The sequence below is a fragment of the Micromonospora sp. WMMD735 genome (assembly GCF_049178995.1).
In the GTDB taxonomy this organism is placed as follows: domain Bacteria; phylum Actinomycetota; class Actinomycetes; order Mycobacteriales; family Micromonosporaceae; genus Micromonospora; species Micromonospora wenchangensis.
The window spans coordinates 7,155,824-7,167,447 of sequence record NZ_JBMHMJ010000002.1; the positions used below are offsets into that span (position 1 = coordinate 7,155,824).

The window sequence follows — 11,624 nt, forward strand, 5'->3', positions numbered from 1 at the left end:
ACACCGGGAGTGGACGACATGACACTGGCACCGACCGCGAAGGGCACCGTCGAGTTCGGTGACCACCGGACCTGGTACCGGGTGACGGGCGAGCTGCACGACGGCAAGCCACCGCTGGTGGTGCTGCACGGCGGGCCCGGCAGCACCCACGACTACCTGCTCAACCTGGCCGGGTTGAGCAGGTCCGGCTGGCCGGTGGTGCACTACGACCAGCTCGGCAACGGCGGCTCCACCCACCTGCGGGGCCGGGGCGCCGACTTCTGGACCGTCGAGCTGTTCCTCGCCGAACTCGACAACCTGCTGCGCCGCCTCGGCATCGCCGAGGAGTACGTGCTGTTCGGGCAGTCCTGGGGCGGGGTGCTGGCGGCGGCCCACGCGGCCGACCGGCCGGCCGGGCTGCGCGGCCTGGTGATCGCCAACGCGCCCGCGTCGTACCCGCTGTGGCTGCCGGAGCTGGACGTGCTGCGGGCGGCGCTGCCGCCCGGCGTGGACGCGACGCTGCGCCGGCACGAGGCCGCCGGCACCACCGGCAGCCCGGCGTACACGGCCGCGATGATGGTCTTCTACCAGCGGCACGTGTGCCGGCGCAAGCCGTTGCCGCCGGAGCTGATGGCTACCTTCATGGAGATCAACGGCGATCCGACCGTCTACCACGCGATGAACGGGCCGAGCGAGTTCCACATCACCGGCACGCTGCGCGACTACTCGCTGCTCGACCGGCTGCCGCAGATCGACACGCCGACCCTGGTGATCAGCGGCGAGTACGACGAGGTCACCCCCGCCGCCGTGCGCCCCTTCCACGATCTCGTCCCCGGGGCCCGCTGGGAGATCATCGAGGGGGCCAGCCACCTGCCCCACCTGGAGACCCCGGAGCGGTTCACCGAGATCCTCACCCAGTTCCTCGACAAGCTCTGAGCCCCGACCGCCCGGCCGGCCCGCTCAGGCGGGGCGGGCCGCCGGGGCGGGGTGCCGGGCGTCGTAGGCCGCCCGGTGGGCGTGCACGTCGTCCAGGTGCGTTTCGGCCCACGTCTTGAGGGCACGCATCGTCTCGTGCAGGGAGAAGCCGAGGTCGGTCAGCTCGTAGGTGACCGTGACCGGCACGGTCGCCGTCGCGGTCCGGCTGACCAGGCCGTCGCGTTCCAGGGTGCGCAGCGTCTGGGTGAGCATCTTCTGGCTGACCCCGGCGAGCAGGCGGGACAGCTCCGAGTAGCGCATCGGCCGGGGGGTGCCGGCACAGTCCGCGCCGAACCGGTGCGAGCCGTCGGTGCGCAGCGCGGCCAGCACCAGCGCGACCCACTTGTCGGAGATCCGGGCGAGCAGTTCGCGACTGGGACACTGCGCCACGAACGCGTCGTACGCCACCGCCGTCTCCGCGCGGCGCTCGGCCGCCGTCCTCGTGGTCATCGCCGTTCCTCCCGCAGTCGGTGCGCTACGCACTTTCAGGTGCCTACTTCCCACCAGAAACCTACCTCACCGATAGTGGTCCGGTACCAGCCCGTTCACCAAGAAAGGCCGAGGTAACCCGCATGCTCACCCGTACTCTGCCCGGCGGCACCTGGACGCTGGGCGACCTGACCGTCACCCGGTTCGGCTACGGCGCCATGCAACTCGCCGGTCCCGGGGTGATGGGACCGCCCGCCGACCCGGACGCCGCGCTGGCCGTCCTGCGGGAGGTCGTCGCCCTCGGCATCACGCACATCGACACCAGCGACGCCTACGGGCCGCACGTGACCAACCGGCTGATCCGCGAGGCCCTGCACCCGTACCCCGAGGGGCTGCACCTGGTGACCAAGGTCGGTGCCACCCGGGACGCGCAGGGCGGCTGGCCCACGGCGCGGGAGCCGGAGCAACTGCGCCGGGCCGTCGAGGAGAACCTGGAGAACCTCGGCGTCGAGGCCCTGGACCTGGTCAACCTCCGGCTCGGTGACGCCACGGGGCCCCGGGCCGGCTCCCTCGCCGAGCCGCTCGAGGCGCTCGTCGCACTCCAGCGCAAGGGCCTGATCCGGCACCTGGGGCTCAGCAACGTGACGGCGGAGCAGGTCGCCGAGGCGCAGTCGATCGCCCCGATCGTCTGCGTGCAGAACCTCTACAACCTGGCGTACCGGCAGGACGACGCGCTGATCGACCAGCTCGCCGCGCAGGGGGTGGCCTACGTGCCGTACTTCCCGCTGGGCGGGTTCAGCCCGTTGCAGTCCGCCGCGCTGTCGGCCGTGGCCGCCCGCCGGGACGCCACCCCGATGGCCGTCGCCCTGGCCTGGCTGCTGCAGCGCTCGCCCAACATCCTGCTCATCCCCGGCACCTCGTCGGTGGCGCACCTGCGGGAGAACGTCGCCGGGGCGGGGCTGACGCTCACCGCCGACGACCTCGCCGCGCTGGACGCGATCGGACGCTGAGGGCAGGACCGCGAAAAGTGCCCGTGACCAGATGCGGTCACGGGCACTTTCGAAACGGGTGCCGCTCACACGGGAGCGGGCACGCCACGCATGTCGGTCAGCACGCTCCACAACGTCTGCGGGGTGGCGAACGTCTCCATCGACATCGCCTCGTCGACGAAGCGCACGTCGTACTCGCTCTCCAGGGTGGCCAGCAGTTCGACCATGGCGAGGGAGTCCAGGCCGGAGTCGCGCAGGCTGGTGCCGGCCAGCAGCGTCTCCTCGGGGTCGAGGAAGGGCAGGTGCTGGCGCAGGATGGCCTCGAACCGTTGATCCCACATGTCCGCGATTCCTTCCGGTGCAGGGTGAGAAGACGCTAACAACGCCCCACGGGGGCTGACGACCCGACAAATTCCCCGGCCGCCGCCCGGCCCGGGTAAGGGGTCGTTAGGGGGGTCGATGCGGGTGGGGGCCGGCGGGGCCGCCGATACGCTCCGGCCATGAGTCGAGAGAACTTCGCGCGCACGCACGCCTCCGTGGAGACGCTGCACGAGTTCCTGTTGGCGGGCGCCCGGCTGACGCCCGACAAACCGGCCGTCATCCAGGCCGTCGGCGGCGAGGTCGGCTCCATCTCGTACCGTCAGCTCGCCCAGCGGGTCGACGGCTACGCCGCCGCCCTCGACGAACTCGGCCTCGACATCGGTGACCGGGTGATCCTGGAGTCGGACACCTCCCCGACCGCCATCGCGGTCTTCCTGGCCTGCTCGTCGCTGGGCCTGACCTTCATCCCGGTCAGCCCGGAGACCCCGGCCCAGCGGCTCGCGCTGATCGCCGAGAGCACCGCCGCCGCGCTGCACCTGCAACCCGTCGACGGCCGCCGCGAGGGCGTGCCCGCGCCGCTGGGCACCGCCCGGTTCGGCCCGGACGGCATCCAGGTCGAGCGGGCGCCCGCGCCGCGCACCCGGCACCGCCGGGAACTGGTGCCCACCGACCCGGCCTACATGATCTTCACGTCGGGCACCACCGGCCGACCCAAGGGCGTGGTGATGAGCCACCGGGGCGTGCTCGCCTTCTTCCGGGGGATGCTGCGGCACGGCATCGTCTCCGCCGAGGACCGGGTCGCCACCACCTCGCCGTTGCAGTTCGACTTCTCGCTGCTCGACATCGGCCTGGCGCTGGGCAGCGGCGCGGCCGTGGTGCCGGTGCCCCGGTCGCTGCTGCGCTGGCCGCGCCGCTTCGTGCAGTTCCTCGCCGACAGCGGCGCCACCCAGGTCAACGGCGTGCCGTCGATCTGGCGGGGGGTGCTGCGGCACGAGTTCGCCGGGCTGGCCGCGCTCGGTGAGCAGATCCGCGGGGTGCTCTACTCCGGCGAGAACTTCCCCCTGCCCGAGATGCGCGAGCTGCAACGCGCCCTGCCGCACGCCCGGGTGGTCAACTGTTTCGGCAGCAGCGAGTCCATCGCCGCGTCCTTCACCGACGTGCCCAACCCGCTGCCCGACGACGTCGACCGGATCTCCATCGGCCACGCCCACCCGGGCGCGGAGATGCTGCTGATCGACGAGGACGGCCGGCCGGTCGACTCCCCGGGCGTCGTCGGGCAGATCCACCTGCGCAGCGCCGCCCTGTTCCACGGCTACTGGAACGACCCGGAGGCCACCGCCGCCGCGCTGGTCCCCGACCCGCTCAACCCGGCCACCGGGCAGGTCGTCTTCCGCACCGGCGACCTGGCCTACCGGGGCGAGGGTGGGGAGCTGTACTTCACCGGCCGGGCCGACTCCCTGGTCAAGGTGCGCGGCAACCGGGTCGAGCTGGGCGAGGTGGAGCGCCGGGTCCGGGAGTTCCCGGGCATCGCCGGGGCCGCCGCGCTGATGCTGCCCCAGGAGGGCAGGGACCCGGTGCTGGCCGCGTTCGTGGTGCTCGACGAGGGCGTCACCGGCGTCGAGGAGATGGAGCTGGGCGCGTTCTGCCTGGAGGCGCTGCCCGACTACATGGTGCCGCAGCAGGTCCGGGTGATCGACGAACTGCCGGTCAACGCCAACGGCAAGATCGACCGGCGGGCCCTCGCCGAGCGCGCCGGACAGTCCGCCCAGCGCTGATCCGCACCCCTGACGGCCCCTGGCCGGTCCCTTCAGGAGGGGGACCGGCCAGGGGTTTTTTCTGCGTCACCGCCAGGACAGCGAGATGGCGGCATCCGAGTCCTCGGATGCCGCCATCTCGGCGTGACAGCGTCGATCGTCCGGGTCAGCCCTCGGCGGCCTCGCGGGCCAACCGGGCCCGGTCCACCTTGCGGTTGGAGTTCAACGGGAACTCCGGCACGTGCCGGTACGAACGCGGCAGCATCCCCTTGGGCAGGATCTGCCGCAACTGCCGGGACAGTTCCGCCGGGGCCGTCGGCGCACCCGTGTAGAAGACCACCAGCTCGGTGCCGCCCGCGCCGGAGCGGGCCACGGTCACCGCGTCCTCGATGCCGGGGCAGCCCCGCAGGGCGTGCTCGATCTCGGCCAGCTCCACCCGCCAGCCGTGCACCTGCACCTGCGAGTCGAGCCGACCCAGGTAGATCAGTTCCTTGTTGTCCAGCCGCCGGACCCGGTCCCCGGTGCGGTACCAGCGCCGGCCGTCGCGCAGCAGGAACCGGCCCTCGTCGTCGGCCGGGTCGAGGTAGCCGGGGGTGAGCTGCGGGCCGGTGATGCAGAGTTCCCCCTCCACCTCGCTGGCCGCCCCGTCGGCGTCGAGCAGCACCCCGTCGTGCCCGTCGTGCAGCGTCCCGATCGGGACCAGACCGTTGACGCACAACCCCGGCGAGGTCTGCGGCGACCAGCGGTGCCCGGTGATGGTCACGGTCAGCTCGGTCGGGCCGTAGATGTTCTCCAGCGTCGATGCGGGGGCCGAAGCCTGCCAGTCCACCGCGTCGGCCGCGTGCAGCGCCTCCCCGGCGAAGAAGCTCCACCGCAGCGACGGCATCGCCGCCGCGGCCAGCCGGCCGGTCCGCCGGACCAGGGTGATCGCACTCGGAGTGGAGAACCACACGGTCAGTCCCCGCTCGGCCACGAACGCCGGCACGTCCCGGTACGCCGCCGGCGGCACCGGGTGCACGCTCGCCCCCGCACCCCAGGCGCAGAACAGGTCGAACATCGCGCAGTCGAAATTCAGGTCGAACGACTGGGAGAACCGGTCGTCCGGGCCGAAGTCGTACCGGTCGTCCAGCACCGAGAAGTAGTGCCGCAGGTTCCCGTGGGTGATCGGCACCCCCTTGGGCCGCCCCGTCGACCCGGAGGTGAACAGCACGTAGGCCACGTCGTCCGGGCCGGCGGGGCGGGGCGCGGCCAGCGGCGTCGCCCCGACCACCGGCAGCCGTGGGCCGGTGCCGCTGCCGCGCGGGTCCACCACCGGCGCGAACACCGGCACCCCGGCGACCGCGTCGCCCATTTCGGCCCGGACCGCCAACCCGGCCTCGTCGAGCAGCAGGGTGGAGACCCCGCACGCGGTGAGCATCCCCGCCGTCCGGGCCGCCGGGAACTCCGGGTGCAGCGGTACGGCGGTCGCGCCGACGTACAGGGTGGCCAGCAGCCCCGCGTACGACTCCAGGGTCTTGCCGGCCAGGATGCCGACCACCCGGGGCGGACCGTCCGGCCCGGCGGCCAGCGCCCCCGCCCAGCGCAGCGCGGTGGCGTGCAGCTCCTCGTAGCTGACCGGCCCGGACGGCAGGTGCAGGGCGGTGGCCCGGGGTGCCGCGGCCAGCCCCTGGAGGAACCGGCCGTGCAGGGCGTAGTCGGTGTGCTGGGTCATCTCGTCCTCCGTGCTCTACCGAGGCTCAGGCGGCCACGGCGCGACGGATCGGCCGCATCGCCCGTCGCGGGTCCACGATGGTGGTCCGGAAGTTGCGGACGGTGGCGCCGACCCGGCCCCACAACCGGTCCGGCCCGCAGACGTGCACCGTCTGCACGTCGGACCGCTGGAACGTGGCGACCACCTCCGGCCAGCGCACCGGGGTGACGATCCCGTCGAGCAGCATCGCCCGGACACCGTCGGCGGTGGTGCGTACCGTGCCGTCCTGGTCGGCGACGACCGGGATCTGCGGGTCGGTGAAGCGCAGCGACCCGAACAGCTCCGCCTCCACCCGGTCGCGCAGCGGCCCGAACGCGGCGGCGTGCAGCGGCGGGTCCATCACGTACAGCGGCAGCCCGCCGCCGGCCCGCAGCCGCTGCGCCAGCCAGTCGGTGCGCCCCTCGTGCAGGGTCACCATCCAGAAGTCGGTGTCCACGTAGCAGGAGATCTCGTACCACTCGCCGGCCTCGTCCAGCTCGGCCAGGATCTCCCGCAGCCGCTCGGCCGGGGTACGCACGAACGACATCGTCACCACGCCCCGCTGCTCGGCGGTGAAGTACTCCGTCTCGATCCGGGACAGCCGCGCCGTCATCCGGACCGCCTCGGCGAAGTCCAGCGCGCCGCTGAACACGGCGGCGGCCTTGCCCCCGAAGCTGGGCCCGGCGATCAGGTCCGGCCGCAGGTCCATGGTCCGTTCCGCCCACCGGGCCAACGCCACGCAGTTGACCAGGAAGGCCACCTGGGCGTACTCCGAGTAGTCACTGTCGCTGTCGCGGTACCTGGCGAACAGGTCGTAGTCGAGGGCTTCGCTGGCGGTGGCGAGCAGCTCGCGGGCATCCCGGTCGATGAGCATGAACTTCGCGACGTCGGCGAAGTCGCACGGACCCATCCCGGGAAAGACGATCGCGCTGGTCATCTGGGGCGTCCTTGTCGTCGGGGCAGACCGGCACCGGCGCGGTCGGCGGGGGAGTCGGGGCGGGTCACCGGGGGAGCTTGGCCAGGGCCTGCTCGATACGGACCAACGCGTCGGCGACGTGCGGCACCGTCAGCGGGTCGGCGGCGGTCTGGGTCTGCCGCTGCTGCTCCGGGGTGTCGCCGTAGAGCATGCTGGTGGCGGCCCGGAACCGCAGCGCCTCCGGCCGGTCGCCGAAGTGGTGGCCGGAGAGCACCGCCACGCCCAGCTCCTCCAGCAGGTGGTGCTGCAGGGTGGCCCCGTCGGTGATGCCCTGCTCGGCCAGCGGCTCGCGCAGCGGCGCGAAGTCCGGGTAGACGTAGAACGCGCCGGTCGGCGGCCGGCAGGTGGCACCCGCGTCCACCATGATCCGGTGCACCGCGCCGGCCACCGCGCCGTGCAGCGCGGCGTCCTCGGTGAGCCGCTCACGGATCTCCGGCGGCTCGGCGAAGGCGTACCGGGCGACCGACTGCATCGGCCCGGCCAGGGTGGACCAGATCTCGCTGGCCACCGAGGCGACGTCGGCGCGGATCCGCTCCCCCCACCCGCCGGCCGGGAACCGGGCCGCGCCGATCCGCCAGCCGCCGAGCGCCAGGTTCTTGCTGAGCCCGGTGAGCACCACGGTCCGCCGGGGTGCGACCTCGGCGGGGGAGAGCAGGTCCGTGCCCGGGGTGTGCAGGATGTCCCGGTAGATCTCGTCCGAGACGATCAGCAGGTCCTCCTCCTCGGCGATCGCGCACAGCTCGCGGACGAGGTCGTCCGGGGCGTGCGTGCCGGTCGGGTTGTCCGGCGAGGTGAGCACCAGGATGCGCGGGTCGTGGCCGAGCACCCGGGCGGCGCGGATCGTCTCCCGCAGCGCCGCCGGGTCGGGCACCCCGCCGCACGACTCGGGCACCGGCACCCCCAGCGCGGTCCGGCCGGCGAGCCGGGCCTGCGGGGCGTAGGTGACCCAGCTCGGCGCGGCGAGCAGGGTGTCCCCGCCGACGACCAGTTGCAGGGCCATCAGCAGCGGCTTGCTGCCCGGCGCGATGATCACCTGGTCGGCCTCGGTGGGCAGCCGGCGGCGGGAGAAGTACCCGGCCACCGCGTCCCGGGTGGCCGGGTCACCGACCACCGGCCCGTAGGCGTTGCGGTCGCCGCCGTCGGTCAGCGCCCGCAGCAGCGGCGGGAACACCGGCAGGCGGGACTCGCCGAAGCCCAGGTGCACGATGGACTCGCCCGCGGCGATGCGCTGCGCGACCATCTGGTCGAGCGCGAGGTTGGGCGAAATCTTCCGGCCGGCCATCGCCAGCTCCCTTCGGGTCGGTGGGTGTTCAGGCGGTGACGGCCGCGCCGGGGCGGGCCGCGCTGGGGCTGACCGCGGCGAGGATGTCCGCCGGGGCCGTCGGGTCCAGTTCCAGGTCGCTCAGCCAGGCCGCGTCGGCCGACCAGCGGGCCCGGAACGGCCGGCCGACCAGCCGCCGGTCGCGGGCCTGGATCAGCCGGAGCTGGAAGAAGTCGCCGTCCGGGGTCCGCTCGACGCCGTCGACGAGGACCTTGCCGGGGGTGGCCGACATGACCGGTCCGCGCACCGTCCGGGCCAGTCCGGGCAGATCCTGGTACGCGGTACGGAAGATGTCGGCGGCCCGGGTCAGCGGCACCTGGAAGTAGTCCCGGGGACCGGTGTCCCGCTCGACGAACATGTAGTAGGGCACCGCGCCGACGGCCAGCTCCGCCCGCCACATCTCGCTCCAGGCGCGGGCGTCGTCGTTGACGTAGCGGATCAGCGGGGCCTGGCAGTAGACCACCGCCCCGGTCGACCTGATCCGGGCGATGGCCCGGGTGGCGACCTCGGTGGCCAGCTCCCGGGGGTGGCTGAAGTGCGCCATCACCGCGACGCTGCGCCCCGACGCGACCACCTGCTCGAACAACCGCAGCAGGTCGTCGGCGTCGGTGTCGGAGACGAACCGGTACGGCCAGTAGGCGACCGCCTTGGTGCCGAACCGGATGGTGCGCACCGTGTCGACCGTCAGCAGCGGCTCCACGTGGCTGCGCAGCCGCTCCGTCGACATGATCATCGGGTCGCCCCCGGTGACCAGCACGTCGGTGACCGCCGGGTGCCGGTGCAGGTAGCTCACCAACTGCTCCGGGCCGGGTGCGGCGAACCGCAGGTCGGCGTCCCCGACGAACTGCGCCCACCGGAAGCAGTAGGTGCAGTACGCGTGGCAGGTCTGCCCCTGCTGCGGGAAGTACAGAACCGTCTCCCGGTACTTGTGCTGCATGCCCGGCAGTTCCTGACCGTCCAGGCTGGGCACGTTGTGCTGCTGCTGCCCGGACGGGTGCGGGTTGAGCCCCGCCCTGATCCGGGCCACCTCGCCGCGCAGCCCCTTGCGGTCACCGGCGCGCAGCAGGTCGCCGACGATCCGCTCGTCGTCGGCGGCGAGCATGCCGCGCTGCGGGAACACCAGCCGGAAGATCGGGTCGTCCGGGATGCGGTCCCAGTCGATCAGGTGCGACAGGACGTACTCGTTGACCCGGAAGGGCAGCACCTGGGAAATGGTGCGGATCGCGTGCAGATTGTCGGCCGACAATCCGTACCGGCCGCCCAGCTCTTCGATGTGGTGCGGCCCGAAGGAGTGGAACCGCCCCGGATCGGCGGTCGTGGAAACGAGCAGGGACATCAACCATCCTCCATGGGGGGTTGCGCCCACCGACGTGGCGTGACTCAATCACCGGTGCGCGCCCGCGAGAATCGCTCGACGGTCAACAGCGCGTTGCCTCGCCCACACGCTAGTGGCGGCCCGTCCGCCCGGACCCCTAGCGGAACCCCAGAGCCGCCCCTTAGCGCAGCCGGTAGGGGGAGGCTAGGGGCGTCGCGGGGGTGTAGGTGGATTTCCTTTCCTGATTACGTATCCCTCGCCTGGTCCGGCCGGCGCCCGGCGTGTCGCCCGGATACGCCGTACCGCACCGAGCGGCCGTGCAGACACCGATGCCAGCGCCGGATCACGTGCGCCCGGTGCGACCCGAGGGAGTGCTCCGTGACGATCGATCAGGAGATCCGTAAATATCCGTTCAGCGAGGCGCCCGGGATCGACATCGACCCCGTCTACGGGCTGCTGCGCAGCACCGAGCCGCTGGCCCGGGTGCAACTGCCGTACGGCGAGGTGTCCTGGCTCGCCACCCGGTACGAGGACGTCAAGACCGTGCTGACCGACCCGCGGTTCAGCCGGGCCGCGGCGCAGGGCAAGGACCAGCCCCGCACCCGCGAGGAGATGACCTACGAGGGCATCATCGGCCTCGACCCGCCGGACCACACCCGGCTGCGCAAGCTCGCCGGCAAGGCGCTGACCGCCCGCCGGGTCAACGAGATGCGCGAGGGCGCCCAGCGCATCGCCAACGAGTACGTCGACGAGATGATCGCCAAGGGCTCCCCGGGTGACCTGGTCGAGCTGTTCGCCCTGCCGTACCCGATCACCGTCATCTGCGAGCTGCTCGGGGTGCCGTTCGAGGACCGGGCCCAGTTCCGGATCTGGACCGAGGGGCTGACCAGCACCAGCGAGCAGCTGATGGTCTACGCCGAGCAGCTCTTCGGCTACATGGGCAAGCTGGTCGCCCAGCGCCGCGAGCAGCCCACCGACGACCTGCTCGGCGCGCTGGTCAAGGCCCGCGACGAGGGCGACCGGCTGACCGAGCAGGAGCTGCTCTCCATCGCCGGGGTCGGGCTGCTGCTCACCGGCGTCGAGACGGTCTCCACGCACATCCCCAACTTCGTCTACGCGCTGCTCACCCACCCGGAGCTGATGGCGCAGCTGCGCGCCGACCGGAGCCTGGTGCCGGCGGCCGTGGAGGAACTGCTGCGGATGATCCCGCTGAACCCGGCCGCCATGTTCCCCCGGTACGCGGTGGAGGACGTGGAGCTGAGCGGGATCACCGTGCGCGCCGGTGAGCCGGTGCTGGTCTCGCTGCCCGGGGCCAACCGGGACCCGGAGATCTTCGACAACCCGGAGACCTTCGACTTCACCCGCGAGCAGAACCCGCACGTCGCGTTCGGCCACGGCCCGCACCACTGCCTCGGCGCGCAGCTCGCCCGGATGGAGCTGCAGGTCGCCCTGCACACCATCCTGGACCGGTTCCCCGAGCTGAGCCTGGCCGACGGCGACGCGGGCGTGTCGTGGAAGTCCGGCCTGCTGGTCCGGGGCCCGAACAAGCTGCTGGTGGCCTGGTGACCGCTGTGGACACCAGGTGGACGGTCACCGTCGACCGGGACGCCTGCATCGGTACCGGGGTCTGCGCCGGCGCGGCCCCCCGCCAGATCGAGATCCGGGCCGGCAAGGCGTCCGCCCTGGCCCCGGAGACCGCGCCCGACGAGGCGGTCATCGACGCCGCCGACATGTGCCCGATGTCCGCGATCACGGTCCGCGACGCCGCCTCCGGCGCGCTGCTCGCGCCCGAGGAGTAACACCGCCCCGACCGGTGAACCCACCGGTCGCCGCGAG

At 72.7% G+C, this 11,624-nt stretch carries 11 protein-coding genes; 5 read left to right on the plus strand and 6 right to left on the minus strand.

The annotated features are described in order from the left end of the window. Window positions 1–9: 9 nt before the first annotated feature. Window positions 10–915, plus strand: coding sequence for a proline iminopeptidase-family hydrolase (locus ACN268_RS31105; RefSeq protein WP_421487043.1), 906 nt, complete (start codon window positions 10–12; stop codon window positions 913–915). 24 nt (window positions 916–939) lie between these two features. Here the strand turns inward: ACN268_RS31105 and ACN268_RS31110 are convergent, their stop codons facing one another. Beyond that, complete coding sequence (locus ACN268_RS31110; protein WP_421486585.1) at window positions 940–1,404, minus strand: winged helix-turn-helix transcriptional regulator; 465 nt, start codon at window positions 1,402–1,404, stop codon at window positions 940–942. Between the two features lie 122 nt (window positions 1,405–1,526). On the opposite strand from ACN268_RS31110, the gene ACN268_RS31115 reads away from it, so the two are divergent. Continuing rightward, the gene (locus ACN268_RS31115; protein ID WP_421486586.1) at window positions 1,527–2,393 is read left to right on the plus strand and encodes an aldo/keto reductase family oxidoreductase; all 867 of its coding nucleotides are present in this window, start codon (window positions 1,527–1,529) and stop codon (window positions 2,391–2,393) included. 65 nt (window positions 2,394–2,458) lie between these two features. Here the strand turns inward: ACN268_RS31115 and ACN268_RS31120 are convergent, their stop codons facing one another. Then, window positions 2,459–2,713, minus strand: a complete 255-nt coding sequence (locus tag ACN268_RS31120) for a phosphopantetheine-binding protein (RefSeq protein WP_088642125.1) — start codon at window positions 2,711–2,713, stop codon at window positions 2,459–2,461. Between the two features lie 159 nt (window positions 2,714–2,872). Here ACN268_RS31120 and ACN268_RS31125 point away from each other — a divergent pair, with 159 nt between their 5' ends. Further along, entirely contained in the window at window positions 2,873–4,468 is a 1,596-nt protein-coding gene (locus ACN268_RS31125; RefSeq protein ID WP_421486587.1) for a D-alanine--poly(phosphoribitol) ligase, read from the plus strand. A gap of 145 nt (window positions 4,469–4,613) precedes the next feature. On the opposite strand, the gene ACN268_RS31130 is transcribed toward ACN268_RS31125, so the two are convergent. The 4 genes from ACN268_RS31130 to ACN268_RS31145 form a co-directional block, all read right to left on the minus strand. Beyond that, window positions 4,614–6,158 (minus strand): AMP-binding protein, encoded by a 1,545-nt coding sequence (locus ACN268_RS31130; protein WP_421486588.1) that lies wholly within the window; start codon window positions 6,156–6,158, stop codon window positions 4,614–4,616. 25 nt (window positions 6,159–6,183) lie between these two features. After that, a complete protein-coding gene (locus tag ACN268_RS31135) occupies window positions 6,184–7,113 on the minus strand; it encodes an ACP S-malonyltransferase (RefSeq protein WP_421486589.1) in 930 nt (309 codons plus the stop codon). Between the two features lie 64 nt (window positions 7,114–7,177). Next, window positions 7,178–8,434 carry a pyridoxal phosphate-dependent aminotransferase gene (locus tag ACN268_RS31140; RefSeq protein WP_421486590.1) on the minus strand — a complete coding sequence of 419 codons (1,257 nt, stop codon included), beginning with the start codon at window positions 8,432–8,434 and terminating at the stop codon, window positions 7,178–7,180. A gap of 28 nt (window positions 8,435–8,462) precedes the next feature. Continuing rightward, a complete protein-coding gene (locus ACN268_RS31145; RefSeq protein ID WP_421486591.1) occupies window positions 8,463–9,809 on the minus strand; it encodes a KamA family radical SAM protein in 1,347 nt (448 codons plus the stop codon). A 357-nt stretch (window positions 9,810–10,166) separates the two neighbouring features. Between ACN268_RS31145 and ACN268_RS31150 the strand changes: the two genes are divergently transcribed. Beyond that, window positions 10,167–11,354: a cytochrome P450 gene (locus tag ACN268_RS31150; RefSeq protein ID WP_204928163.1), complete on the plus strand. Its 1,188-nt coding sequence runs from the start codon at window positions 10,167–10,169 to the stop codon at window positions 11,352–11,354. After that, window positions 11,351–11,587: a ferredoxin gene (locus tag ACN268_RS31155; RefSeq protein WP_088642118.1), complete on the plus strand. Its 237-nt coding sequence runs from the start codon at window positions 11,351–11,353 to the stop codon at window positions 11,585–11,587. The genes ACN268_RS31150 and ACN268_RS31155 overlap by 4 nt, the downstream gene beginning before the upstream one ends. The last annotated feature ends 37 nt before the right edge of the window (window positions 11,588–11,624 follow it).